This is a genomic window from Kitasatospora sp. NPDC054768 (assembly GCF_053612025.1).
The window spans coordinates 67,834-91,273 of sequence record NZ_JBSHBN010000009.1; the positions used below are offsets into that span (position 1 = coordinate 67,834).

General features: G+C 74.5%; 27 protein-coding genes. 13 read left to right on the top strand and 14 right to left on the bottom strand.

Features of this window, described 5'->3' with window-relative positions; all coding sequences use genetic code 11:
* The first annotated feature begins 203 nt into the window (after positions 1-203).
* Together ACWGKU_RS04575 and ACWGKU_RS04580 are read left to right on the top strand one after the other, a co-directional pair.
* A complete protein-coding gene (locus ACWGKU_RS04575; RefSeq protein WP_452179395.1) occupies positions 204-596 on the top strand; it encodes an ATP-binding protein in 393 nt (130 codons plus the stop codon).
* Positions 593-859, top strand: a complete 267-nt coding sequence (locus ACWGKU_RS04580) for a hypothetical protein (RefSeq protein WP_452179396.1) — start codon at positions 593-595, stop codon at positions 857-859. Before ACWGKU_RS04575 ends, ACWGKU_RS04580 begins: the two co-directional genes overlap by 4 nt.
* 240 nt (positions 860-1,099) lie before the next feature.
* Here the strand turns inward: ACWGKU_RS04580 and ACWGKU_RS04585 are convergent, their stop codons facing one another.
* Positions 1,100-2,083, bottom strand: coding sequence for a helix-turn-helix transcriptional regulator (locus tag ACWGKU_RS04585; RefSeq protein ID WP_452179397.1), 984 nt, complete (start codon positions 2,081-2,083; stop codon positions 1,100-1,102).
* A 206-nt stretch (positions 2,084-2,289) separates the two neighbouring features.
* Between ACWGKU_RS04585 and ACWGKU_RS04590 the strand changes: the two genes are divergently transcribed.
* The 4 genes from ACWGKU_RS04590 to ACWGKU_RS04605 all read left to right on the top strand — a co-directional run bounded on the left by ACWGKU_RS04590 (position 2,290) and on the right by ACWGKU_RS04605 (position 6,351).
* On the top strand, positions 2,290-3,450 hold the full coding sequence (locus ACWGKU_RS04590) for an alpha/beta hydrolase (protein ID WP_452179398.1): 1,161 nt from the start codon (positions 2,290-2,292) through the stop codon (positions 3,448-3,450).
* Between the two features lie 54 nt (positions 3,451-3,504).
* Positions 3,505-4,614 (top strand): RICIN domain-containing protein, encoded by a 1,110-nt coding sequence (locus tag ACWGKU_RS04595; RefSeq protein ID WP_452179400.1) that lies wholly within the window; start codon positions 3,505-3,507, stop codon positions 4,612-4,614.
* Positions 4,615-4,972: 358 nt separating this feature from the next.
* The gene (locus tag ACWGKU_RS04600) at positions 4,973-5,497 is read left to right on the top strand and encodes an RICIN domain-containing protein (RefSeq protein WP_401049366.1); all 525 of its coding nucleotides are present in this window, start codon (positions 4,973-4,975) and stop codon (positions 5,495-5,497) included.
* Between the two features lie 302 nt (positions 5,498-5,799).
* Complete coding sequence (locus ACWGKU_RS04605; protein ID WP_401049367.1) at positions 5,800-6,351, top strand: RICIN domain-containing protein; 552 nt, start codon at positions 5,800-5,802, stop codon at positions 6,349-6,351.
* Positions 6,352-6,447: 96 nt separating this feature from the next.
* Here ACWGKU_RS04605 and ACWGKU_RS04610 read toward each other — a convergent pair whose 3' ends face one another.
* Both ACWGKU_RS04610 and ACWGKU_RS04615 read right to left on the bottom strand, forming a co-directional pair.
* Complete coding sequence (locus tag ACWGKU_RS04610; RefSeq protein ID WP_452179401.1) at positions 6,448-6,837, bottom strand: hypothetical protein; 390 nt, start codon at positions 6,835-6,837, stop codon at positions 6,448-6,450.
* Between the two features lie 4 nt (positions 6,838-6,841).
* Positions 6,842-7,363 (bottom strand): peptidylprolyl isomerase, encoded by a 522-nt coding sequence (locus tag ACWGKU_RS04615; RefSeq protein ID WP_452179402.1) that lies wholly within the window; start codon positions 7,361-7,363, stop codon positions 6,842-6,844.
* Positions 7,364-7,533: 170 nt separating this feature from the next.
* Here ACWGKU_RS04615 and ACWGKU_RS04620 point away from each other — a divergent pair, with 170 nt between their 5' ends.
* Complete coding sequence (locus ACWGKU_RS04620) at positions 7,534-7,746, top strand: hypothetical protein (RefSeq protein WP_380546641.1); 213 nt, start codon at positions 7,534-7,536, stop codon at positions 7,744-7,746.
* Positions 7,747-7,852: 106 nt separating this feature from the next.
* On the opposite strand, the gene ACWGKU_RS04625 is transcribed toward ACWGKU_RS04620, so the two are convergent.
* On the bottom strand, positions 7,853-9,214 hold the full coding sequence (locus tag ACWGKU_RS04625; RefSeq protein ID WP_452179403.1) for an ALF repeat-containing protein: 1,362 nt from the start codon (positions 9,212-9,214) through the stop codon (positions 7,853-7,855).
* A gap of 226 nt (positions 9,215-9,440) precedes the next feature.
* On the opposite strand from ACWGKU_RS04625, the gene ACWGKU_RS04630 reads away from it, so the two are divergent.
* From ACWGKU_RS04630 to ACWGKU_RS04650, 5 genes are all read left to right on the top strand, one after another.
* Positions 9,441-10,385 (top strand): NAD-dependent epimerase/dehydratase family protein, encoded by a 945-nt coding sequence (locus tag ACWGKU_RS04630; protein WP_401049375.1) that lies wholly within the window; start codon positions 9,441-9,443, stop codon positions 10,383-10,385.
* A 57-nt stretch (positions 10,386-10,442) separates the two neighbouring features.
* Positions 10,443-10,787: an MBL fold metallo-hydrolase gene (locus tag ACWGKU_RS04635; RefSeq protein WP_401049378.1), complete on the top strand. Its 345-nt coding sequence runs from the start codon at positions 10,443-10,445 to the stop codon at positions 10,785-10,787.
* 561 nt (positions 10,788-11,348) lie between these two features.
* Positions 11,349-11,822: a hypothetical protein gene (locus ACWGKU_RS04640; RefSeq protein ID WP_401053289.1), complete on the top strand. Its 474-nt coding sequence runs from the start codon at positions 11,349-11,351 to the stop codon at positions 11,820-11,822.
* Positions 11,823-11,916: 94 nt separating this feature from the next.
* The gene (locus tag ACWGKU_RS04645) at positions 11,917-13,722 is read left to right on the top strand and encodes a glycoside hydrolase family 35 protein (protein WP_452179404.1); all 1,806 of its coding nucleotides are present in this window, start codon (positions 11,917-11,919) and stop codon (positions 13,720-13,722) included.
* Positions 13,723-13,965: 243 nt separating this feature from the next.
* On the top strand, positions 13,966-14,391 hold the full coding sequence (locus ACWGKU_RS04650) for a spore-associated protein (RefSeq protein ID WP_401053293.1): 426 nt from the start codon (positions 13,966-13,968) through the stop codon (positions 14,389-14,391).
* Between the two features lie 124 nt (positions 14,392-14,515).
* Here ACWGKU_RS04650 and ACWGKU_RS04655 read toward each other — a convergent pair whose 3' ends face one another.
* From ACWGKU_RS04655 to ACWGKU_RS04695, 9 genes are all read right to left on the bottom strand, one after another.
* Positions 14,516-15,775 carry an SLC13 family permease gene (locus ACWGKU_RS04655; protein WP_401053295.1) on the bottom strand — a complete coding sequence of 420 codons (1,260 nt, stop codon included), beginning with the start codon at positions 15,773-15,775 and terminating at the stop codon, positions 14,516-14,518.
* 220 nt (positions 15,776-15,995) lie between these two features.
* Positions 15,996-16,820: a DUF4253 domain-containing protein gene (locus tag ACWGKU_RS04660; protein ID WP_452179405.1), complete on the bottom strand. Its 825-nt coding sequence runs from the start codon at positions 16,818-16,820 to the stop codon at positions 15,996-15,998.
* A 113-nt stretch (positions 16,821-16,933) separates the two neighbouring features.
* Positions 16,934-17,944 (bottom strand): aldo/keto reductase, encoded by a 1,011-nt coding sequence (locus ACWGKU_RS04665; protein WP_452179406.1) that lies wholly within the window; start codon positions 17,942-17,944, stop codon positions 16,934-16,936.
* A 65-nt stretch (positions 17,945-18,009) separates the two neighbouring features.
* The gene (locus tag ACWGKU_RS04670; protein WP_452179407.1) at positions 18,010-18,861 is read right to left on the bottom strand and encodes a S1 family peptidase; all 852 of its coding nucleotides are present in this window, start codon (positions 18,859-18,861) and stop codon (positions 18,010-18,012) included.
* 121 nt (positions 18,862-18,982) lie between these two features.
* Complete coding sequence (locus ACWGKU_RS04675; protein WP_401054074.1) at positions 18,983-19,525, bottom strand: hypothetical protein; 543 nt, start codon at positions 19,523-19,525, stop codon at positions 18,983-18,985.
* Between the two features lie 54 nt (positions 19,526-19,579).
* On the bottom strand, positions 19,580-20,149 hold the full coding sequence (locus ACWGKU_RS04680; RefSeq protein ID WP_380357808.1) for an ATP-binding protein: 570 nt from the start codon (positions 20,147-20,149) through the stop codon (positions 19,580-19,582).
* A 10-nt stretch (positions 20,150-20,159) separates the two neighbouring features.
* Positions 20,160-20,675, bottom strand: coding sequence for a nucleoside deaminase (locus ACWGKU_RS04685; RefSeq protein WP_401054072.1), 516 nt, complete (start codon positions 20,673-20,675; stop codon positions 20,160-20,162).
* Positions 20,676-20,806: 131 nt separating this feature from the next.
* Entirely contained in the window at positions 20,807-21,277 is a 471-nt protein-coding gene (cynS, locus tag ACWGKU_RS04690; RefSeq protein WP_452179408.1) for a cyanase, read from the bottom strand.
* A gap of 80 nt (positions 21,278-21,357) precedes the next feature.
* The gene (locus ACWGKU_RS04695) at positions 21,358-21,945 is read right to left on the bottom strand and encodes a carbonic anhydrase (protein WP_452179409.1); all 588 of its coding nucleotides are present in this window, start codon (positions 21,943-21,945) and stop codon (positions 21,358-21,360) included.
* Between the two features lie 126 nt (positions 21,946-22,071).
* Here ACWGKU_RS04695 and cynR point away from each other — a divergent pair, with 126 nt between their 5' ends.
* Positions 22,072-22,980 carry a transcriptional regulator CynR gene (gene cynR / locus ACWGKU_RS04700; RefSeq protein ID WP_452179410.1) on the top strand — a complete coding sequence of 303 codons (909 nt, stop codon included), beginning with the start codon at positions 22,072-22,074 and terminating at the stop codon, positions 22,978-22,980.
* Positions 22,981-23,008: 28 nt separating this feature from the next.
* On the opposite strand, the gene ACWGKU_RS04705 is transcribed toward cynR, so the two are convergent.
* A complete protein-coding gene (locus tag ACWGKU_RS04705; RefSeq protein ID WP_359906537.1) occupies positions 23,009-23,419 on the bottom strand; it encodes a sigma factor-like helix-turn-helix DNA-binding protein in 411 nt (136 codons plus the stop codon).
* Positions 23,420-23,440 lie beyond the last annotated feature (21 nt).

The window sequence follows — 23,440 nt, forward strand, 5'->3', positions numbered from 1 at the left end:
ACAGTCTGCCACCTCCCTCGGGATCACAGGAATCTTGCGAGTCCGCGCAATTGCGCGATGGTGCGCTTGCATAATGACGCCATTGCAGAGCATGCTACGGCGCGTAGCCACTCAGAGCCCCTGAGTGACGTTCCGTCGGGCATCCTCATACCTCCGCCCGACCCACATGGCTTCAAACTTCGCTCCTGGAAGGGGACTTCGTTATGTCCTCCTGCCCCTCCACCACCTGGCTGCCGCGCAGCCGCCGCGCCCCCTCCGAGGGGCGCCGCTTCCTCGCCTCGATCCTCTCCTCCACCCCTCACGGGGAGCCCTACCTCGACTCCGGGCTCCTGATCGTCTCGGAGCTCGTCACCAACGCCCTCCTGCACGGCACGCCGCCGGGTCACCGCATCTACCTCTCCCTCGATCTCGACCCCACGTTCCTCCGCATCGAGGTGCACGACGCCCGGCAGGACCGCGAGCCCGTCCTGCGCGCCCTCACCCTCGACGGCGAGGCCGGGCGCGGCCTGCACCTCGTCAAGTCCCTGGCCAAGAGCACGGGTTGCTCCCCGCGCCAGCCGATCGGCAAGATCGTCTGGTGCGAGGTGGCCGTGTGAGGGCCGATCACGACATCCGCGTGGAAGTCCCGGGCCACCGCCCGCCCGCCGTCCACACCCTCAACGCCGACGCCCTCGAACGGATCTGGGCCTCGGTCTGCCACCTGCCGATGTCCCGCTTCCAGCACTACGTCCTGGAGCGCCGCCTCACCGGCCCCTGCGCCCGGCGCGACATCGTCCGCGACCTCGCCGACGCCCCCGTCCTCGCCCTCCCCCTCGGCGACCGCGAGATCCGCATCAGCTGGGCGGACACGGCCCGGTAGCCGTCCGGCCCGGACGCCGCCGCATCGCCGGGCCGCTCCGATCCGACGGCGGCCGCAGCCACTCCCCCACGTGAGAAGTCGGCCGGTCCGACTTCTCGCGCCGAACCGCACCGAGACACCGCACCCGGAGCCGGCACCCCCGGCCAGAGCCACCCCCGCCGCACCACCCGCCCCCACGCGAGAAGTCGGCCGGTCCGACTTCTCGCGCCGAACCGCGCCGAGCAGCACTTCGCCCCCCGCTCAGAGCCACCCCCGCCGGGCCGCCTGCACCCCCGCCTGAAACCGGGTGGTGGCGCCCAGGTGCGCCAGCAGGGTGGAGACCCGGCGCACCACGGTGCGCCGCCCCAGCCCCAGCCGGCGGGCGATGGCATCGTCCGTCGCACCTCCCGCCATCAGCGTGAGGATCCGCCGGTCGCGTTCGTCGATCCGCAGGTCGACCTCGGCCATCGACGCGGGCACGGCCAGGCGCCACAGCGTCTCGAACACCGCCGTCAGCGCGTTCAGCAGTCCGGAGGGCCGGATCAGCAGCGACACCACCCCCGGCCGGTCGTCGGCGGGCAGGGTGACGATGGCCAGGTCGTCGTCGCCGATGGCGAGTTTGAGCGGCGGCTCGTCCAGGGTGCGGGCCTGCTCCCCCGCCTCGATCATCCGCGCCATGTTGGGCCCGACCACCGGGTCCTGGAACGCGCAGCCCTGGTAGATCACGCGGTAGTTGACGCCCGCGGCCATCCGGCGGCGTTGCAGCACCTCCTGGTCGAGGTAGTGGGCGGGGCTGCCGGAGTAGGGCGGCACGTCGATGACCCGTAGCTGGTGGCGGGCCGCGAGCTGGAGGCGGCGGCTGGCGGCCAGCACCTCGGCGGGGTCCTCGACCACCTCCAGGGCGCCGTAGCTGCCGGTGTCGCGGCGGGCGAAGCGGTAGAGCCGTTCCAGTTCGGCGCCGGCCCGGCGGGCGGTGGCCTGGCGCAGCGCGTCGTGCTGCAGCACCGCTTCGACGACCCGGGCGGGTGGCAGCGCCTCCCAGGCGTGGTCGCGGTCGTCGGCGCTGTCGGTGGTGTCGAAGGCCACCGCGACGCCCTCGTCGGCGAGGTCGCGCAGGACGGCCAGGACGGCGTCCTCGTCCAGGCCGCTCTCGCGGGCGAGTTCGGGCACGCGGGCCCGTGGCCGGCCGACCAGGCCGTGGTAGACGCGGCCGCGTTCGGAGTCCGGTTCCAGCACGTCGTGCACGACGCCCCCCAGTCATCGTGTCCCGCCACCATGTCATGTCCAGGGCAGGCTTGGGGGAGCCTACCCGCGCCTGCGGCGCACATGCGCCAGTGGCCCAGGTGCGCCGCCGGGGACCCTGGCGTCGGGGCGGGCCCACTGACAAGAGTTGTCGGCGATCAGTCAGATTGCCGAAGATTGCCAAAGGTCGCTGAAGGTCGAGGACGCCCATGCCCCCTGCCCGGCTCCGGCGCGCCCGCGCGGCACTCGCCGCCCTGGCCGCCTGCCTGCTCCCGCTCGCCGCGACGCCCGCGGCCTCCGCCACAGCGGCGCCCGCCGTACGCGCCGAGGCCGCCGTACGCGCCGAGGCCGCCGTACGCGCCGAGGCCGCCGTACGGGACGGGGCCGACGCACCGCCGCCGCTGACCGACGGCTTCGGGCTGACCCAGGTCGGCGCCGCCACCGGCACCGCCACCAACTTCGTCATCACCGTCACCACGGCGAAGGTCGCCGGGCCGCACACCATCCGCATCCTGCTGCCCGCCGACTACGCGCAGCGGCCGGACAAGCGCTACCCGGTGCTGTACTTCCTGCACGGCGCCTCGGACAACCCGAGCGACCCGGCCCTGGCCTACCCCGCGCTGACCGCCGCCCAGTCGATGATCACCGTCATCCCGGACGGCGGCCTGCGCGGCTGGTACACCGACTGGCTCGACCAGAACACCGCCGCCGGCGCCCAGAACTGGGAGACCTTCCACCTCACCCAGGTCCTGCCGTTCGTCGACGCCAACCTGCGCACCCGCACCGACCGCGCCCACCGGGCCGTCGGCGGGCTGTCCATGGGCGGCTTCGGCGCCCTGCACTACGCCCAGGACCGCCCCGACCTGTTCGGCCAGGTCCTCACCATGTCCGGCGCCAACGACCTCTCCACCGACGAGATGATCATCCGCGGCGCCGTGGTCGCCACCCTCACCAACGCCGGCACCGTGCTCTGCGGCCCCAGCGACGGCCACCCCTGCGGCCTGGACTTCGGCCCCACCGTCTCCAGCGACGCCATCTTCGGCACCCCGTACCCGGTGTTCAACGCCGACTGGCGCTGGAACGCCGCCGACCCCGTCTCGCGCGCGGCCCTGCTGGAGCACACCGGCATCACCGTCTACACCGGCAACGGCAACAACAACCCCGCCGACATGGAGTTCTGGGCCGAGGGCACCGCCAAGCGCCTCAAGCAGCGCCTGGACGCGCTCGGCCTGCCGTACCGCTACGTCGGCTACGGCGACGGCACCGGCTGGGGCGCCGACTGCCACGGCGGCCACACCCCGGGCTGCTGGGCGCAGGACCTCGCGGACTACGTCCCGCGCCTGGAGACGGCCTTCGCCGCCGCGCCCTGAGCCCCTCCCCTCCCTCCTGCTCCCCTCCCCCTCTCCCCGACGAAAGGAAAACCCTTGCCCACCACGACCTTCGGCCGTACGGCGCCCTGGCTGCGCCTGTTCGCGGCCCTCCTGGTGACCTGTTGCGCCGCCCTGGGCCTGACCGCCGCGCCCGCCCGCGCCGCCGCGGCCACCCCGGAGGCCGCGCCGGCCCCGCTCGCCGCCTGCGCCTCGCCGCAGCAGTGCCTGACCATCAAGTCGCTCAGCAACGGGCGCCAACTCGACGTCCAGAACGGCAACATGGGCGACGGCGCCTACATCGTCACCAACTCCGCCCCCGGCTACCACCAGTCCTGGCGGCTGAACGTCGACCCGTCCGACTCCTCCTTCACCATCGTCAACAACGACACCGGCAAGTGCATCGACCTGGCCTTCTTCACCCCGGCGCTGCGCCAGCAGAGCTGCGCCGGGCAGGCCAGCCAGCGCTGGTACTTCCAGCCCGCGGCGGCCGGCGGGGCGGACTCGTTCATGATCCGCCACGCCGGTGACAACACCTGCCTGGACCTGCTGCTCGGCGGCAACTACGACGACGCCTGGACCGACCAGTACAGCTGCAACGGCACCGTCAACCAGCAGTGGTCCACGGGCTTCGCCCAGGCCGCCCGCAACCTGGCCGTCGACCACGGCGCCAAGCAGTGCCAGAAGGACCCCTCCAGCTGCTCCTGGGCCACGAAGAGCGAGGCCCCGGCCGCGCCGCTGCCGCGCACCTGCGCCTCCGCGGTCTGGTTCAACAACACCAGCAGCGCCGTCCAGCAGTCCTTCGCGGTCACCGACGACAGCGGCTGGTCCAACACCATCGGCGCCGACATGGGCACCCAGATGTCCGCCGGCGCCCCCGGCAACGTCCTGACCGGGACGATCAGCTCCTCGCTGAAGTACAGCAACGAATGGCACGGGTCGCGGAGCGTCAACAACAGCGTGACCGTCACCGTCCCGACCCAGGAGTACGGCTGGGTGACGCTCGCCAAGATCGCCCGCAAGGTCACCGGCACCTGGACCTTCGACGCCCACGGCATCCCGTGGACCGCCGAGGACACCGTCACCGTCCCGCTCAGCTCCGACCCCACCGCCGGCGCCACCCTCTACATCGCCAACACCAGCGCGACGTTCAGCAGCTGCTCCTGACACCGCGCCCGCTCCACGGCCGCCGCCCGCGCACCGCGCCGGGCGGCGGCCCCGCGTTTCCGGCCGGGCGGCAGGGCCGTCCGGACGTGCGCCGCCGCGCAACCCGCCGTACAGTGCCCCGGCTCACCCCGCCCGCACGGCTGTGACCTGCGCATTCACCCGAAGCTGCGGGCGGACGGACCTCTGGCTAGCCTGGTCGTCGGGTGGGTGCGAAGCATCGCCGTGCCCACCGGCCCCCGGAGGCCCGGCGGCCGGTGCGACCCACAGGGACCCCCAGGGCTTCCGGCGTCATCCGCGGAAGTGCCCGCGCACCTCTCGGACCACCTCACAAGGGACAACCCGCATGAGAGTGACAACCATGTCTCCTGCCAAGCGCATCGCGACCGCGGCCGTCGCCGCCGTCCTGCTGGGCGCCACCCCCGGCCTGGCCACGGCCGCCACTCCGCAGACCGCACTCCCCTCCCAGCCGACCGGCGAATGGCACCAGTTCAAGATCTACCCGCCCAACCTCCCGCCCAGGAACCTGGACGTCGACAGCGCCGGCAGGGCCGTCGTGGCCGTCGTCGACCCCGAGAGCGCACGCCAGCAGTGGAACCTGAGCAACATCGGCGGGCTGCCGCTCATCGAGAACAGGGCGACGGGCACCTGCCTGACCGCGCCGAACGACACCCTGGACGCCGTCACCGTCCAGGCCTGCGACAAGAACAACCCGAACCAGCGGTGGGACGTGCACTACGTGACGGCCGGCCAGGTGGCGATCTCACCGAAGGCCCACCCCCGCCTCGCCCTCACCGGGGGCACCCAGGCCGGCAGCAACGCAGCCCTCCTGCGGACCTACGCGGCGCAGGACAACCAGCAGTGGTCCATGCGGTCCGTGAAGTAGTGGCCCTCCCGGGCGGCCCCGCCCCCGGCAGGCCCGCCGACGCCCGCGGCACGCCCGTGACCTGCCTGTTCCCTCGGAGCTGCGGACGGACCGACCTCTGGCTAGCCTGGTCGGGTGGGTGCGAAGCACCTCCGTGCCCACCGGGCCCCGGCGACCGGGGCGGCGAGTGATCCACCCCCTCGCATGCACCCCCCGGCGCGCCCCACGGCCCCGTGAACCCGCGGTGCTTCCGGCGCCATCCGCCGAGGAACCCGCACGCCTCTCGGACACCCCACAAGGGAAAACACATGAGAGTGACAACCATGTCTCCCGCGAAGCGCATCGCGACCGCGGCCATCACCGCCGTGCTGCTGGGCGGCACGCCCGGCCTGGCGGCGGCAGCCACCGGAACGGCCGGCTCCCAGGCCCCGCAGCAGACGACGCAACCGTCCAAGCAGACCGAGAACTGGAACCAGCTCCGGGTCTGGCCGCGGGGCGACACCTCGGCCAGGAACCTGGAGGCCGGGCGCGGCGGCCGGGTCATCGTGGCCACTCCCGAGCGCAACAACGACCGCCAGCAGTGGAACCTGAGCACCATCGCCGGGAAACAGCTCATCAAGAACAAGGCGACGGGCACCTGCCTGACCGCGCCGAGCGGCTCCCGCGGCTCCGTCACGCTCCGGCCCTGCGACCAGAACGACATGAACCAGCAGTGGACCGTACGCAACGTGGGACAGGGCAAGGTCAGGATCTCCCCCGCCACCCACCCCGACCTCGCCCTCACCGGCGGCACGAGGCTCGGCAGCGCCGTCGCCCTGCGCACGTACGACGGGGCGCGCTCCCAGGAGTGGAGCACCGTGCCCCCGGGGTCCTGATCCCCCCGAAAAGCTGCCGCCCCAGGGGCGGCCGACCCTGGGGTCGACGGCCCTGCCTGGCGAACAGTCCCCCGGCGCAACGACTCTGATCTGCCGTCAGATCTCCTGGCCGCCGCTCAGGCGGTCCAACGCCTCGCGCACCGCCAGGCGCCCGGCGGTGCGGAAGGAGTACTCGCGCGAGTCGGCCAGGTGCACCACGGTGTGGTGCACCACCAGCGCCAACGCCACCGGGGTGCCGGGCAGTTGCTCGGACAGTTCCGCGCGCACGCCCTCGGCCAGGGCGGCGTGGAAGCGCTCCAGGTCCCCGGGCTCCGGATCGCCCCGGACGGTGGCGTCCGGGGCGGACTCGACGCGCAGGCCCTCCTCCCAGGGCTCGAAGTCCACGGTGACGATCGCGACGTCGCCCGGGCAGCTCGTCTGGTGGACGTAGCGGGCCCGTACGCCGCGGACCGGGCGGGGCGGGAAAGCCTGCTGCTCGGCGGTCACCGGGTCAGGCGTGCTCGATCTCGACGGAGGTGATCACCACGTCCTCGACCGGGCGCTCGTTGTCGGTGGGGGTGGTGGCGATGGCGTCGACCACGGCCTTGGAGGCGGCGTCGGCGACCTGGCCGAAGATGGTGTGCTTGCGGTTGAGGTGGGCGGGGGTGCCCACCGTGATGAAGAACTGCGAGCCGTTGGTGCCCGGGCCGGCGTTGGCCATCGCGAGCAGGTACGGCTTGGTGAAGAACAGCTCCGGGTGGAACTCGTCCGCGAAGGAGTAGCCCGGGCCGCCGGCGCCGGTGCCGGTCGGGTCGCCGCCCTGGATCATGAAGCCCGCGATCACCCGGTGGAAGAGCGTGCCGTCGTAGTACGGGCCCTGGCCCGGCTCGCCGGTGCGCGGGTCGGTGTACTCCCGGGTGCCCTCGGCGAGTTCGGCGAAGTTGCGGACCGTCTTCGGCGCGTGGAACGGGAACAGCTCCAGGCGGATCGGGCCCGCCGTGGTGTGCAGGGTGGCGAACCGGGCAGTGGCCACGGGTGACTCCTCGGGTACGGCTGGCGGGTGGGGCCCGTGCGGCCCGGTGCGGTGACCTGGGCCGTTCGGCTACCGCATCCTGGCACAGCCTCCGCCCGCACGGCCGAACCGGGTGGGACGATCCGGACGTCAGACGTAACAGGACGTCGGGCGAAAGGCGGGTGGTCGTGATGGTCGGTGCGGTTCTGGTGGGAGTGCTGGTCCTGGTCGTCGCGGGGTGCGGCTGCGTGGTGTGGGCCGACCGCGGCGGGCCGCGCTGGACCCGGGTGGTCGCGGCCCTCACCCTCGGCGCCGGGAAGGCGGTGCGCAGCTACCAGCGCCAGCGGCCCCGCCGGGTGGGAAACGGCGGGGCGGACGGCGGGGACGGCGGGGACGGCTGCTGAGCCACCGGCCGGGGGCGGGCGACGCGGCGGACGGCGACGGGCCGCCCGGGACGCGGCGCGTCCCCGGCCGCCGGGGGTGTGCGGCGGCCGGGGACGCGAGGGGGTGTCAGCTCTCGGTGGAGCGGCGGCGGGCGGCCACGACCATCGCCGCGCCCGCGGCGAGGGCCGCGGCGGCGCCGCCGGCCTCCCAGCCGAGCCCGTCACTGCCGGTGGCGGCGAGCGTGCCGGAGCCGGTGCTGCCGGTGCTGCCCGTGGTGCCGTTGCCCGTTCGGGCGCCGGTGGTGGTCGTGCCGCCGGTGGTGGTGCCGGTGCCAGTGCCGGTACCGGTTCCGGTGAGGCCGGCGGGCTGGACGGTCTGCGGCTGCTGCCCGGAACCGTCGGTGCCCGTGCCGGTGCCGGTGCCGGTGCCCGTGCCGGGCTTGGCCGCCGCGGCCTCGTCCTCGGCCCTGGCCTTGGCCCAGCCCTCCTTGAGGAAGGCCAGGAGGTCCGCGTAGCTGCCCTCGAAGGCGGCCATGGCGGCCTTCTTCACCGCGGGGCCGCCGGTCTCGATGATCTGGGAGACCTTCAGCCGGTTGTCGCTGAAGCGCAGGTTCGGCAGCTCGACGGTCAGGAAGCGCCGCACGTCCTCGGCGTTGCCGTCCATGGCCTTCTGGGCGGCCGCGGCGGTGACCGGACCGGTCTCCTTGTCGGCGATGATGCGCAGCACCTCGACCCGGTCGTCCTCGAACTGGGCCTTGGCGAAGCCGCTGTTGAGGAAGGCCTCGACGGCCTCGTCGGTGCCGGCGTCCAGCGCCTTGCCGGCCGCCTCGCGCACGGCCTTGCCGCCCTTGTCCATGAGCTGGGCGAGCTTGACCCGGTTGTCGTCGCCGCGCAGCTTGGGCAGCTGGACGTCCAGGAAGCGGCGCAGCTCGGCGGCGCCGCCCTTGAGAGCGTTCTCGGCGCCCTCGCGCACGCCGGGGCCGGTCTTCGGGTCGGCGAGCAGGGCCTCGACCTCGGCGCGGTCCTCGTCCTCGGCGCGGGCGATGTACTGGCCGGTCTTCAGGAACTCGGCGATGGCGTCGTCGCCGCTGTTGAGGGCGGCCCTGGCGGCGGCCTTCACAGCCGGGCCGCCGGTGCTGTAGATCTGGGAGGTCCTGACCTGGTCGTCGATCTTGCGCTGCTCGTCGAGCTCGACCTCCAGGAAGTGGCGCAGCTCGGCGGCGCCGCCCTTGAGGGCCTTCTCGGCGGCCTCGCGCACGCCGAAGCCGCTCTTCGGGTCGGCGAGGATGCGCTTGACCTCGGCGCGGTCGCGCTGCTCCTGTCCGTCGTCGTCCCCGGGGGCGGCGTCCTTGGCGGAGTCCGAGCCGGTGTCGGGACCGGAGAGGCCGATCGGCTTCGGGGCGTCGGAGGCGGAGGCCGTGGAGGGGAAGAGGACAGCGGGGGCCAGGACCGCGGCGGCGACGACGGCGGACACCCGGGGCAGCTTCATCGAGAGCAAACCTGCTTTGTGTGAAGGGATCATGAATGACCCACAGCATAGATCCACTTTTACGATCGGCATACCGGATAAGTGCCGACCCCCGACCCGCCCCGACCTGCCCTGACCTGCCCCGATCTGTCCGGCTTCCCCTTCCGCCTTCCCCCTTCCGGCGCCGGGCCGCACCGGCCCGCACCGCGCCCCCTGCCGGTCCGAGGCCGCCGCTAGGCTCTGACGGATGAGCTTCCACCTGGTCGTCGGACACGGGCCCGCCGGGGCCGCCACCGCCCGCCTGCTGGCCGAACAGGGCCACGAGGTCCGGGTCGCCACCCGCACCGGGCGCCCCGCCGGGCCGGCCGTCCCCGGCGTCGAACACCTCGCCCTGGACGCGAGCGACCCCGCACAGCTGGCACCGGCCGCCCGCGGTGCCGCCGCCGTCCACGGCTGCGCCGCGCCGCCGCTGCCGCAGTGGGCGCGGCGGTGGCCGGCGCTGACCGCCTCGCTGTGCGCGGCGGCCGAGGACAGCGGCGCGGTGCTGGTCATGCTCGGCAACCTGTACGGGTACGGGCCGGTGGCCGGCCCGATGACCGAGGACCTGCCGCTCGCCGCGACCGGCCCCAAGGGTCGGGTGCGGGCGGCGGCCTGGGAGCAGGCGCGGGCGCTGCACGAGGCCGGGCGGATCCGGGCGGTGGAGGTGCGGGCCTCGGACTTCTTCGGCCCCGGGGTCACCGACGGCGGCCACCTGGCGGCGCGGGTGATGCCCGGTCTGCTGAAGGGCCGCCCGGTCGCCACCCTCGGCGACCCGGACACCGCGCACAGCTGGACCTACCTGCCGGACGTGGCCCGGGCGATGGCGGAGATCGCCGGCGAGGAGCGGGCCTGGGGCCGGGCCTGGCACGTGCCCACGGCCCCTCCCCTGTCGGTGCGCGCGATGGTCGACCGACTGGCCGCCGAGGCCGGCGGCGGACCGGTCGCGGTACGCCGCCTGCCCGCGGCCGCGCTGGCCGTGGCGGGGCTGGTCTCCCCGCTGCTGCGCGAACTGCGGGAGGTGCGCTACCAGTTCGACCGGCCGTTCGTGGTGGACAGCTCCGCGTACGAGGCCGCGTTCGCGGTGCGGGCCACGCCACTGGAGGAGCAGCTGCGGGCGACGGTCGCCTGGTGGCGCGAGCGCGCGCAGCCGTAGCACCGCACGGGCAACCGGCCTGCGCGGAAGGGACCGTTCCGGCTCGATGCCGCGCTGCTGCCGCATCACGTCCCGCACGCAGGGGTGCGGTTGACCGCGCCGGGTCTGACCCTTGCCTACAGCGGCGACGCGGGAGCGGACCCCGCCCTTGCCCGGCTGGCCGCGGGAGCGGATCTGTTCATCGCCGGAGCCACGCTGCAGGGCCCGTCCGCCGACGGCGGCGACCCCCACCTGATGAACGCCGCGGAGGCCGGGACGTGGGCGGCCCGTTCCGGGGCCGAGCGCCTGCTCCTCACGCACTTCTGGCCCGGCAGCGACCGCACGCGTTCGACCGCCGAGGCCGGGAGCCGGTTCTCGGGCGAGGTGATCGCGGCCGAGGAAGGCATGGTGCTCTCGTTATAGCTGGAAAGCGTGGAAGGAAATCCTCCTGTCGCCCGACGGCAGCGGGGCCGGCAGGCCGGGGACGGCGATCCGTCCGGCGTACAGGCCCTCCAGGAAGGACACGGCCCCCTCCGGGTACGACCACCAGCCGCCGCTGCGGCCCCGGACCACGACCGGCCACGCGTCGGGGTCGGCAGCGGCGGTGTGCCAGAGGATCTCGTCGCCGTCCGGGGTGCCCGCCCACGCCAGCAGTGCGGGCCGTGCCCCCGTCCCCTTCGCCGGTGGTGTACTCCGCCGGGATGTCCCCCTCCCGGAGGTCGTCCTCCAGGATCTCCCGGTCGGAGCGGACGCCTGCGACGAACGCCGCCTCCGACCCGGGCACCGGGGTCGACACGAGGAGGAACTCGTCGGCCGAGAAGCCGGGGCAGCGGGCCGACAGTTCGCGGTGGTCGGAGGGCAGTCCGGTACCGGTCCCCTCCCGGATCGCCGCCCAGCCGATGTCGCGACCACCGGCGGGCGCAACACCGGCTCCCGCGCCCCCGCCGGGCGACGTTGTCGCAGGTGGGGCCTAGGGTGCGGGACATGAACGTTCCCGAGGTCATACCGATCCGCCACGAGCCCGACTACCGCACGGACACCATCGGGCGGTGCGAGGGCGGCCAGTTCTACGCGACCGTCGTCGCGGCCTTCCCCGAGGACTGGAGCGGCGACGACTGGCAGGCCGTGAAGCGCTGGCACGCCGTGCTGCACCGGTTCGACGAGGCCGGCCGCCACCTGGGCTCGCGCATCGAGTCCACCGGCACGACGGCGGACGGCGAGCGGCAGGCGGTCGACGCGGCCGCGCTGCTGCTGGAGCAGTGGCTGGACGCCCTGCCGGGGCGGCACTACCAGGACATCGCCATCGCCCCCTTCGAGGTCCGCTTCGAGGGCGCCCTGTTCGGCCTGGTCCTGGAGGTGGACGAGGACGAGGAGGACGAGGAGGACCGCGTGCACCTGGAGCTCTACCCGGACGGCCTGGGCTTCTTCGCCCCGTGGGACGGCTGCTACGACACCTGAGCAGCGGCGGCCCGCGCGGCCCGTTCCTCGCTAGGCTCGGCGGTGCCGGGGTCCGCGAGGCCCCGGGGTCTCCTGCGGGAAGGCGGGTGCGCGCATGCTCGGGTACGACGCGGACGGGTTCGTGCGGGACGGGGTGCCGCACCGGGTGGTGGCCGGGGCGGTGCACTACTTCCGGGTGCACCCCGAGCTGTGGGAGGACCGGCTGCGGCGGGTGCGGGCGCTGGGTGTGAACACGGTGGACACCTACGTCCCGTGGAACTTCCACGAACTACCCGACGGCACGGTGGACTTCACCGGCTGGCGGGACGTGGCGCGCTTCGTGCGCCTCGCCGCCGGCCTGGGGCTGGACGTGATCCTGCGCCCGGGCCCGTACATCTGTGCGGAGTGGGAGTTCGGCGGGCTGCCGGCCCGGCTGCTGGCGGTGGACGGGCTGCGGCTGCGCTGCGCGGACCCGGCGTACCTGGCCGAGGTGGACGGCTGGTTCGACGCGCTGGTGCCCGAACTGCTGCCGCTGCTGGCGAGCCGGGGCGGGCCGGTGGTGGCGATGCAGGTCGAGAACGAGTACGGCAGCTACGGCGACGACGCCGCCTACCTCGCCCACCTGCGCGACGGCCTGGTACGGCGCGGGGTGGACTGCCTGCTGTTCACCACCGACGGCGCCCACGACACCATGCAGCAGGGCGGCACGATCCCGGGCCTTCTCGCCACCGCCACCTTCGGTTCGCGCGCCCCCGAGCGCCTCGCGGTGCTCCGCCGCCACCAGGACGAAGGCCCGCTGACCGCCATGGAGTTCTGGATCGGCTGGTTCGACCAGTGGGGCCTGCCGCACCACGTCCGCGACCCGAAGGAGACCGCCTCCTCGCTGGACGAACTGCTGGCCACCGGCGCCTCCGTCAGCCTCTACATGGCGCACGGCGGCACCAGTTTCGGCCTGTGGTCCGGCGCCAACCACTCCGGCACCCACCCGCTGGACGCCGGCTACGAGCCGACCGTCACCAGCTACGACTACGACGCGCCGATCGGCGAGGCCGGCGAGCTGACCGAGAAGTTCCACGCCCTGCGCGAGGTCATCGGCCGCCACCTGCCCCTGCCGGACGCCGAACTGCCCGACCCCCCGCCCCGGGTGGCGCCGCAGCGCCTGGAACGGGCCGACGGGCGGGCGCTCCTGGCGCAGGCCCTGGACGCGCTGTCGCAGCCGCGTCGGCACGCGGCGCCGCTGCCGATGGAGCGGCTCGGACAGGACCGCGGCCTGATCCACTACCGCACCCGCGTGCCCGGGCCCCGCCCCGAACTGCCGCTGCGCATCGACGGGTTGGCCGACCGGGCGCAGGTGTTCGCGGACGGGCGCCCGCTCGGGGTGCTGGAGCGCAACTCCCCCGGCGCGACCCTGCCGCTGGCCACCGGGCCCGACGGGGTGGTGCTGGACATCCTGGTCGAGGCGCTGGGACGGGTGAACTACGGCCCCCAGATGGACGACCGCAAGGGCATCACCCGCGGCGTCTCGCACGGCCACCAGCGGCTCTTCGACTGGCAGATCCGGCCGCTGCCGCTGACCGACCTGTCCGCACTGCGCTTCACGGACGACGTCGAGGCCCGCGACGGCGAGCCGGGCGACGGCGAACCGGCCTTCCACCGCTTCACCGCCGAACTCCCCTCCCCCGCCGACGCGTTCCTCGCCCTGCCCGACTGGGGCCGCGGACTGCTGTGGCTCAACGGCTTCCTGCTCGGCCGCCACTGCGCCGCCGGCCCCCAGCGCACCCTCTACGCCCCCGCCCCGCTGTGGCGGCCCGGCGCCAACGAACTGGTCGTCCTGGAACTCGAACGCCACGGCACGGCACTGGAGTTGCGCGACCGACCGGACCTCGGCCCGGTCACGGCGGCACCCAGCTCCGAGTACTGACCGGCCGGGCACGCCCCCCGCGTCGGGCGGAAAGGCGGATGTGTTCCGTTCCCGAACTCCCGCGAACCGGCCGGGTCGAACGGTTCCGCTTTCGGCCCCGGCAACGTACCCCGGCACGGAACCGGACCGTCCTGGCGCCGATCCGGACAATCGCGCGGTCGGCGACCCGTCATTGCCGAGCATTCCTGTGTCCTTGTCCGGCACGTGAACTGCCAGGAGTACGAGTCGCACGAAGGAGCCAGGATGTTCCGCAGGAATTCCGCTCGCACAGCGGCCCTCGCCGTGATGGCCGGCTCGATTCTGCTCGCGGTGCCCGCCACCGCCGACGCGTCCACCACCGCCTACACCCCGCAGACGGCCTGCGGGTCCAGCTACGCCACGATCGATTCCTTCAACCTGCCGGGCGGCACCTCGACGGTCTACCTGACCTACAGCAGGACGACCGGCAAGAACTGCGTCGCCACCATCAAGAACACCAAAACCGGAACCCCGACGCTGACCGGCGCCTACCTGACCTTCGGCGACGGCAGCGGAAGGCAGCAGGACCTGGGGAACTACAGCTACTACGCCACGGCCTACCTGTCCGCACCCGGACAGTGTATTTACTACGGCGGCCGGGACTACAACTCCGGTGACTGGTGGGGAAAGGGCCCGGGATGGTGCAGCTGAGCGGCCGGTGGCCCGGTAGCGGTAGCGGTCGGACGACGGAATTCCGCGCCCGCTGAGACCGATCGGTGAGTGCGCCGGCGCCTGTCGCCGCATCCCGCGATGCGGCGACGGGCGCCGGCCCCGCTCAGGGCCCGATCAGGCGCAGCGAGGCCCACAGGGCCAGGACGGCGGCGGTGAGGGTGGCGGGGACGGCGAGCAGGCCCAGGCGGGTGAACTCGCGCAGCTCCACCGGTACTCCGCGGTCGCGGACGATGCCGCGCCACAGCAGGGTGGCCAGCGAGCCGGCGTAGCTGAGGTTGGGGCCGATGTTCACCCCGAGCAGGACCGCGAGGACGGCGCCGGGCCCGGCCGGGGCGGCCAGCGGCACCAGGGCGAGGGTGGCGGGCAGGTTGTTGATGACGTTGGCGAGGACGGCGGCCAGGGCGGCGGTGGCGAGCAGGGCGGGCAGGGCGGTGCCGTCGGGGACGAGGTGGGCCAGGCCGGCGGCCAGGCCGTTGTCGACGACCGCGCGCACCACGATGCCCAGGGCGAGGACGAACGCCAGGAACGGCAGGGCGGCCGAGCGCACCACCGTCGCGGGGGTGGCGTGGCCGCGGGCCAGGGCGCGCGCGGCCAGGGCGGTGGCGCCGGCGGCCGCCGCCCAGGCCGGGTCGACGTCGAGTGCGGAGGCGAGGGCGAACCCGGCGAGCGTGCAGCCGACGGTGGCCAGGGCGAACAGCGGCATGGCGGGGGCCGGTCCGGTCTCGGGCGCCGCGGTGGGGGCGGCGTCCAGGTCGGCGGCGAAGAAGCGGCGCAGCACCAGGTACTCGACGCCGACCGCCGCCAGCCACGGCAGTGTCATCAGGGCGGCGAAGCGGCCGAAGCTCAGGCCGCTGGCGGTGAGGGCGAGCAGGTTGGTCAGGTTGGAGACCGGCAGCAGCAGCGAGGCCGTGTTCGACAGGTGGGCGCAGGCGTACAGGTGCGGCCCGGGCCGGGTGCCCAGGCGGGCGGCGGTGGCGAGGACGACGGGGGTGAGGAGCACGACGGTGGCGTCCAGGCTGAGCACCGCGGTGACCAGCGAGGCGACGGTGAACACCTGGACCAGCAGTCGGCGCGGGCGGCCGGCGGCGCTGCGTGCCATCCAGGCCCCGCAGGCGCGGAACAGCCCCTCGTCGTCGCAGAGTTTGGCCAGGACCAGGACGGCGGCCAGGAAGCCGATCACCGGTCCGAGGCGGGCGGCCTCGGCCGTGGCGTGCTCCAGTGGGACGGCGCCGGTCGCCACCAGCAGGGCGGCGGCCGGCACCGCGGCGGCGGCCTCCGGCCAGCCCCAGGGGCGGGCGACGGCGCAGACCAGGACGAGTAGCAGCAGGCCTGCGGACAGGGCTTCGGCGCAGGCGGTGTTCAGGGGGTGCTCCTCGGGGGGGCCGGGACGGGTGTCCGTGCGGTGGGCGGTGCTCGGGCCCGGTTCGCGGCCCGGCGCAGCATGCCACACGGGTGGCCGGCGGGCGCCGGGCGGGTCGGCGCGCCCGGGTCCGTCGCGCCCGGGCGGCTCCGCGTGAGCAGGCGGCTCCGCGCCCCCGGCCCCCAACCCCCGGCCCCCAACCCCCGGATCAGGTCAGGTCAGGTCAGTCCCACCAGAAGGACCACTGGTGGGCGCCGACCAGTCCCTCGGCGTACGCGGTGAGGCTGCCGGAGCCCTGGAAGACCAGGTCGGGGCAGAAGGCGGTGTGCTCGGCGGCCAGCGGGAGCGCGTCGGCGAGCGTGGCGGGCGGCACGGGGACGCTCAACTCCAGGGTGTCGAAGCCGACTTCGACGACCTGGGCGCCGAAGCGGCGTTCCCAGTCGGCGAGCACGGTGGCGATCCTGGCGATGTCGTCGTGGTTCGTGGGGCCGCTCCAGCCGCACACCGCGAGGGCCTGGGCGCCGCTGTCGGCCCGCACCAGGCCGAGGCGGGCGTCCTTGACGGACCGCAGCACCTCGGCCAGCTCCCGGGCCTCGGTGCCGGCGGCGCCGTCGGGGACGGTGGCGGCGGGGGCGGGGCCGGGCCAGGTGCGGCCGTAGGGGGCGAGGGCTTCGTCCAGGATCTCGGCGTCCTCGCTCACCTCCCCGTCCTCGTCCTCGTCGACCTGTTTCCACCAGGTGGCCAGCAGGGCGGCCGGGTCGTAGAGGTCGGGTACGGCGGCGTCGACCGGGTACAGCTCGCCGGACAGCCAGGGCCGGTAGTCGGGGCCGGCGGGGTCCAGCGGGGTGAGCAGCAGCGGCCACAGCCCGGTCTGCGGGTGGGCGCGGTGCAGCTGGCGCCAGAGCCCTGCGGGGGCGGGGGCGTCGCTGATCCACAGCAGCGGCTCGGGCCCGTCGTCCGCGGTGACCGTACGGCCGGGCGGCAGGTCGACGGACAGGTCGACGGGCAGGGCGGCGAGGGCGGCGACGAGGTCCAGGTGCTCGGTCATGCGGCTCACCGTAGGGGCGGGCACCGACAACGGGCGGGGGCGCGAGAAGTCGGCCCCGCCGACTTCCTGCGCAGCGCCCCCCCCCCCCAGCCGGCACCCCCGCCCACAACACCTCAGGACCAGGGCAGCCCCGCCCGCGTACGCCAGTACGCCCCGGCCGGCTCGGCCATGGCGCCGAGGGCGGCGAGGTCCTCGGGGGTCGGGCGGAGCCCGGTGGCGACGAGGTTGGAGGCGAGCTGGTCGGGGGTGGCGGCGCCGGAGAGGACGACGTCGGCCCAGGGCTGGGCGGTGGCCGCGGCGAGGGCGAGGGCGTCGGGGGTGGCGGCGGTGCGGTCGGCGAGGGTGCGCAGCGGGGCGGTGTCGGGGCCGGTGGCGTTGCGGCCGGCGAGGCGGCCGTTGGCCATGCCCTCCTTGACGACGACGAGCCATCCGGCCGCGTGGGCTTCGGCGAGGGCGGGGGCGGCGGAGGTCTCCAGCAGGTTCCAGGTGGCCTGGACGGCGGTGAACAGCGGTCGGCCGTCCGTGGTGACGGCGAGGGCGCGGCGGATGGTGTCGGCCTGGGCGGGGCCGCTGGTGGACAGGCCCACCCGGACGCCTTCGGCGGCGAGGTCGGCGAGGCGCCGGTGCAGGGCGGGGTCGGTGAGGGCGGGGCTGTCCGGGGTGACGGAGTGGACGAGGTAGACGTCGAGGTGGTCGCCGAGCAGGGTGCGGGTCTCGTGGATCTGGCGGTCGTAGACGGCGGTGGAGTGTTCCTTGACCTCGTGCGCGGCGACTCCGTCGGTCTGCCAGTCGGCGGTGTAGGTGTAGCCCCATTTGCTGCCGACCGTCACCTCGGCCGCGGCCTCGGGGTGTTCGGCGAGCCACTGGCCGAGGAACTCCTCGGCGCGGCCGTAGGAGCGGGCGGTGTCGAGGTAGCGCACGCCGGCGGCGTACGCGGCGTCGAGCAGGGTGTGGGTGCGTTCGCGCAGGGCGTCGACGGTGCGTTCGGCGGGCAGGTCGGCGTCGCGCCCGAGGTTGATGTAGCCGGGCCGGCCGACGGCCGCCGTGCCCAGGCCGAGGCGCGCGGGGTGCGGGCGCGCGGCGGCGGGGGCGGGGATCGCGGTGGCGGCGGGGTCGGTCGGCATGGCGGGCTCTCCTCGGGCGCGACGGTTCTCACCTGGGACTTTAGCCGCGCGGTGGGGTCGGGGCGTCAGCCGGCAGCGAGGGTGCCGCTGATCCAGGGGGCGTAGGCGGGCACGTCGGTGTACAGGCCGGGGCCGCCCGCGCAGGGCACGCCGGGGGCGCCGGGGCCGGAGGTGGTGCCGATGAGTTCCCAGCGGCCGCCGCGGCCGCGCTGGATCTGGGGGCCGCCGGAGTCTCCGAAGCAGGCCATGGCCCCGGGGACCCGGCTGAGCGTGCACAGGCGGGTGGGGTCGGCCCAGCCGGGGGCGCAGTCGGTGGTGGCGCCGATGCGGGTGGGCAGTTCCTGGAGGCGGTCGGGGAAGACCATCCGCTGGTAGTCGGTGGTGTCGACGACGGTGCCGAAGCCGAGCAGCCGGGTGGGGGTGCCGGGGCTGCCGGGGTGTTCGGCGACGCGGACGGGCTGCTGGGGGGCGGGGCGGTCCAGGCGGACCAGGGCCAGGTCGTTCCGGTTGGGGCGGGTGGCGCCGTCGCCGAACTCGAAGCCGGGGTGGACGACGACGCGGTCGACCTTGCGCACGGCGCCGCCGCTGTCGCGGTGGGCGCTGCCGATGCGCACGGTGCCCTTGAGGGTGACGCCGGTGTCCTCGGTGCCGACCACGCAGTGGGCGGCGGTCAGCACCCACTGGCGGTCGATCAGGGTGGCGCCGCAGGCTCCGTCGGCCAGTTGCTCGGCGCTCAGCGGGAGGGTGGCCATGAAGGGGTAGCGCTCGGTGGAGTCGCGACCGTTGACGATGGCCGAGGCGCTCGTGCTCATGGCGGTGGCGCCGAGCGCGGCGGCCAGGGCGGTGACGGCGGCGGCCCGGGCGGCGGCCCGGGCGGTGGTGCGGACGGTGGTGCGGACGGTCGTACGGAAGGGCACGGGTGACGGCCTTTCGGTTCGGCTGGTGCTGACCGCTCCAGCCAACCCGGCGCCGGCCCGCCGGAACACCCGGCCAGCGGGCCGCCGTGGCCTGGGGGTATCCCCCGCTCGCGCCGTCGGGCTACCAGGCGGGCCGCCCGCTCTCCCTCGGCGACACCGACGGCGCCGCGGGGGCGGTGCCGCGCTCAGGGGCGGTGCCGCGCTCGGGCCCGGTCGCGGGCCCGGACTCGGGCCAGCCCGAGGAGGAGGTGCGGACGGCCTGGACGGGCGCGGCGATCGGTGCCTCCAGCGGACGGGCGGCGCGCACCGGCGCGGCGGTCCGGGTGACGGCCGGAGTGACGGCCTGGTCCAGGCGCAGCACGAAGTTGACGTAGTCGAGCGGTTTGCCCGGCCAGTGACAGTCGTTGCTGGTGAGCAACTGGCTGCGCAGGCCGCCGTGTTCGGTGACCGGTCCGGGGGTGGTGCGCAGGTTGGGCTGCCAGCTGCGGCCCCACAGGTGGTGTTCCAGGGACAGCGTCCAGCTCTCCTCGTCCACCTCGATGGTGGCGCCGACCCGCCCGGGCAGCACCCGCAGCCCGTACGCGCCGCGCACGACGGCCCGCTGGTCGAAGTCGGCGCTCCTGCCGACGACGGTGATCCGCCATGCTCCGTGGAACCTGAGCACGCCTGCCTCCTGACGCCGCGGCGCCCGCTCCGGCAGAGGGCGCCCCTTCCACGTCTACGGCCCCGACCCGGCCCCCGGCTCAACGGCGGGGCGGGCGGGGCCCCGGCCGGTGACGGCCGCCGCGATCCGTCGGGCGGCCTGGGCGGGGGTGAGGTGGGTGGTGTCGAGGACCTCGGCCTCGGCGTGCAGCCAGGTGCGGGCCGCCTCGGCGTAGGGTTCGAGGTGCCTGAGGCGGAAGGAGGAGGGGCCGAGGACGGTGTCCCCCTCGATCCGCCCGCGGAGGGTCTCCTGGTCGGCGTGGAGGACGAAGTGCCGTACCGGGATGGCGTGTCGGGCGAGGCCCGCACTGATCTCCCGCCAGTACCGCTCGACCAGGACGGTCATGGGCATCACCAGGGTGCCGCCGGTGTAGTCGAGTACCCGGTGGGCGGTCTCGACCACGAGTTGCCGCCACGGCGGCCAGTGCTGGAAGTTGTCCGTCCGGGGAAGCCCCGGCGTGATGTCCATGAGGGTCTCGCCGACCTTCTCGGCGTCGAACACCCGCGCATCCGGTATCAGTGGCTGCACGAGTGCGCCGGTCGTCGTCTTGCCCGCTCCGTGGGTACCGTTGAGCCATACGATCACGGGCTCGATGCTAGTCCCGCGCGGAGCCGTGGGGGCGCGGGGCGCCCGCCACGCGGCGCTCGCCGCCGTTGCGCTCCTGCCAGAGGCGGTACACCTCGACGGCGTCCTCGCGCGGCTCGTGGCGCATCGGCAGCCTGCGCTCCTGCCACGGCTTGGCGAACTCGTCGTAGAAGGTGCCCAGTTCGAAGTACTTGCGGTCGTCGACGTAGTGGGGCTCGTAGGCGTCGCGGGTGGTGAGGAAGACGACCTCGTCCGGCGAGCAGTAGTAGAGCGAGCCCAGGCACATCGGGCAGGGGTGGGCGAGCACGTAGACGGTGGTGCCGGTCAGGTGCTCGGTGCCGAGCCTGGTGCAGGCCTCGCGGATGGCGAGGATCTCCGCGTGGGCGGTGGGGTCGCCGGTCTGGGCGACCCTGTTGGGGCTCTCCGCGAGGATCTCGCCGTCCTTGACGATGACGGTCGCGAACGGGCGGCCGCCCTCGGTGACGTTCTGGCGGGCGATGTCGATGGTGCGCTGGACGAAGTCCATCAGGGCCTCCGGGGCGGGAGCGGGGGAAGGGACGAGGGAAGGGCCGGGAGGAAGGGGCGGTGGGGAAGGGCGGGCCGGGGCAGGGTCCCGGCCCGCCCCCCCGATCGGCAGGGCTTGGCCGCAAGGGCCGGTCAGAAGGGCTTGGTCGGCAGGTACTTGCCGTCCAGGGTGATGATCGCGCGCTCGCCGCCCTCGGGGTCGGCGACCTTCCGCACGTCGAGCCTGAAGTTGATCGCGGAGATGATGCCGTCGCCGAACTCCTCGTGCACCAGGGCCTTGAGGGTCGTGCCGTAGACCTGGAGCATCTCGTAGAAGCGGTACATCGTCGGGTCGGTGGGGATGCGGTCGGGCATCGAGCCGCGGACCGGGACGGTCTGCAGCAGCAGCGCCGCGTCCTCGTCCAGGCCGAGCAGTTCGGCCACGGCCTTCGCGGACTCCTCCGGCAGCGGGTGCTGGCCGAGGACGGCGGCGGTGGTGAAGGCCACCGACAGGCCGGAGGCCTCGGCGATCCGCTTCCAGGAGAGGTCCTTGCGGATCTTGGCCTCGACGGCGGCGTCGGCCAGCGCCTCGCGGGCGCTCTGGTTGAACCGGGCGTGCACCATGGCGGTTGTCCTTCTCTTTGCGAGGGGTCCACGTCACCCCGGGACGGGGGCGACGCGAGCGGGTACGGGGGTGGGGGGGATCAGGCGGCGAGCGCGGGGGCGCCGGCGGTGAGGACCTCGACGCGGCCGGTGGGGATGTCGTAGACCCAGCCGTGCAGGGCGACCCCGCCCCCGGTGAGGGCGCGGGCGACCGAGGGGTGGGTGGCCAGGTTCGCCAGCTGGGCGAGCACGTTCTGGCGGACCAGGGCGGGGACGTCGCCGTCGGCGGAGGTGCGGGCCACGGAGGCGTCGGCGTGGCGCAGCCAGGTGGCGACCGCGGGGGCGCCGCTGAGGTCGTGGCCCTCGGCGAGGGCGGTCATCGCGCCGCAGGCGGAGTGGCCGCAGACGACGATGTCCCGCACGCCGAGTGCGGCGACGGCGTACTCGATGCTGGCCGCGACGCCGTCGGCCTCGGGTGTGTGGGCGGGCACCAGGTTGCCGGCGGTGCGGATGACGAACAGGTCGCCCGGCTCGGTGCCGGTGATCAGCTCGGGGACGACGCGGGCGTCGGAGCAGCCGATGAACAGGGTGTCCGGGGTGTGGTGCGTGGCCAGGTGGGCGAAGAGCTCCGCCTTGGCCGGGAAGACGTCCCGCTGGAAACGGGCGACGCCGTCGGTGAGGTCCTGCACTGGTCACTCCCTTCGGGTGGTGGCCGGCCCCGGTGGGCCGGTGAGATCCACCATGCATGACCTGTGCCTATAGCGTCCAAGAGCTGTCAGGCATGGAAGTCATTGGTCGCATCTATAGTCTGTTCCATGGCCGCTCCCGAACTGCGTCACCTGCGCTATCTGCTCGCCGTCGCCGAACACGGCAACTTCACCCGCGCCGCCGAGGAGCTGCACATCTCCCAGCCCACGCTCTCCCAGCAGATCAGGCAGCTGGAGAAGACCCTGGGCGTGCAGCTGCTGGACCGCACCGGCCGCACCGTGCGGCTCACCGACGCCGGCGCCGTCTACACCGACCACGCCCGGCGCGCGCTGCGCGACCTGGCCGCCGCCGAACGCGCCGTCCACGACGTCCAGGACCTCTCCCGCGGCCACCTGCGCCTGGGCGTCACCCCCACCTTCACCGCCTACCTGGTCGGCCCGCTCACCGCCGAGCTCCACGCCCGCCACCCCGGCGTCGGCCTCACCCTGACGGAGACCACCCAGGACCGCATCGAGGCCGCGCTGCTCGCCGACGACCTGGACCTCGGCATCGCCTTCGCCGGCACCCACCCGCCCGGCATCACCGCCACCGCGCTGTTCACCGAGACCCTCAGCCTCGTCACTGGCACCTCGCGCGCCCCGACGCTGCCCGACCCGCTACCGGTCCACGCCCTCAAGGAGGAACAACTCGCCCTGCTCAGCGGCGACTTCGCCACCCGGGCGCACATCGACGGCTACTTCGCCCGCCACCGGGCCGCCCCGCGGATCACGGTCGAGGCCAACTCCGTCCAGGCCCTCACCGAGATCGTCCGGCGCACCGACCTGGCCACCGTCCTGCCCGACGCCCTCGCCCACGACCACCCCCACCTCGCCCCCGTCCCCCTCGACCCTCCCCTGCCCACCCGCACCGTCACCCTCCTGCACCGCGAGGGCGCCTACCGCAGCGCCGCCGCCCGCGCCTTCACCCGCCTCACCCGCGACCTCGTCCACGCCCGCGGCTACCCGCCGGCCCCCTAGCCGGCACCGCGCGGCCGGCACCGCCCGGTCAGCGGCGGGCGGCGGCCAGGGAGCGGAGCTGGACGTGGACGGCGGCGGGTTCGGTGCCGGTGAGCGCGGCGATCTCGGCGGCGGACAGGTCGAGGACCAGGTGCAGCAGCAGGACGTCCTGCTGGGCGGCGGTGAGGTGGGCGACCGGGCCCAGCGGCCGGGGGCCGGCCAGGGTGCAGACCCGGCGGCGCACCGCCTGCCAGGCGCAGGCGGCCGGGCTGGCGGTGGACAGGGCGTCGAGCCAGTGGCCGCCGAGTTCCTCGAAGGCGGCGCGGACGGCCAGGGGCGCGTCGGCGGGCGGCAGGAGCAGTTCGGCGTAGTCGAGGTAGTGGCGCAGGTGCAGGTCGTGCAGCGCCCACAGGCCCAGGGCGGGCCCGGGGGCTGCCGAACGGCGTCGTGGTGTCGGCATGGTGGTGTCCCGAGGTGGCGC

Excerpts from the sequence above, each read along its gene's own strand:
- ACWGKU_RS04705 (WP_359906537.1), bottom strand. The coding sequence starts at position 23,419 with ATGCCGACACCACGACGCCGTTCGGCAGCCCCCGGGCCCGCCCTGGGC.
- cynS (WP_452179408.1), bottom strand. The coding sequence starts at position 21,277 with ATGGTGCACGCCCGGTTCAACCAGAGCGCCCGCGAGGCGCTGGCCGAC.
- ACWGKU_RS04645 (WP_452179404.1), top strand. The coding sequence starts at position 11,917 with ATGCTCGGGTACGACGCGGACGGGTTCGTGCGGGACGGGGTGCCGCAC.
- ACWGKU_RS04630 (WP_401049375.1), top strand. The coding sequence starts at position 9,441 with ATGAGCTTCCACCTGGTCGTCGGACACGGGCCCGCCGGGGCCGCCACC.
- ACWGKU_RS04650 (WP_401053293.1), top strand. The coding sequence starts at position 13,966 with ATGTTCCGCAGGAATTCCGCTCGCACAGCGGCCCTCGCCGTGATGGCC.
- cynR (WP_452179410.1), top strand. The coding sequence starts at position 22,072 with ATGGCCGCTCCCGAACTGCGTCACCTGCGCTATCTGCTCGCCGTCGCC.
- ACWGKU_RS04620 (WP_380546641.1), top strand. The coding sequence starts at position 7,534 with ATGGTCGGTGCGGTTCTGGTGGGAGTGCTGGTCCTGGTCGTCGCGGGG.
- ACWGKU_RS04575 (WP_452179395.1), top strand. The coding sequence starts at position 204 with ATGTCCTCCTGCCCCTCCACCACCTGGCTGCCGCGCAGCCGCCGCGCC.
- ACWGKU_RS04600 (WP_401049366.1), top strand. The coding sequence starts at position 4,973 with ATGTCTCCTGCCAAGCGCATCGCGACCGCGGCCGTCGCCGCCGTCCTG.
- ACWGKU_RS04605 (WP_401049367.1), top strand. The coding sequence starts at position 5,800 with ATGTCTCCCGCGAAGCGCATCGCGACCGCGGCCATCACCGCCGTGCTG.
- ACWGKU_RS04640 (WP_401053289.1), top strand. The coding sequence starts at position 11,349 with ATGAACGTTCCCGAGGTCATACCGATCCGCCACGAGCCCGACTACCGC.
- ACWGKU_RS04625 (WP_452179403.1), bottom strand. The coding sequence starts at position 9,214 with ATGAAGCTGCCCCGGGTGTCCGCCGTCGTCGCCGCCGCGGTCCTGGCC.
- ACWGKU_RS04590 (WP_452179398.1), top strand. The coding sequence starts at position 2,290 with ATGCCCCCTGCCCGGCTCCGGCGCGCCCGCGCGGCACTCGCCGCCCTG.
- ACWGKU_RS04665 (WP_452179406.1), bottom strand. The coding sequence starts at position 17,944 with ATGCCGACCGACCCCGCCGCCACCGCGATCCCCGCCCCCGCCGCCGCG.
- ACWGKU_RS04685 (WP_401054072.1), bottom strand. The coding sequence starts at position 20,675 with ATGGACTTCGTCCAGCGCACCATCGACATCGCCCGCCAGAACGTCACC.
- ACWGKU_RS04660 (WP_452179405.1), bottom strand. The coding sequence starts at position 16,820 with ATGACCGAGCACCTGGACCTCGTCGCCGCCCTCGCCGCCCTGCCCGTC.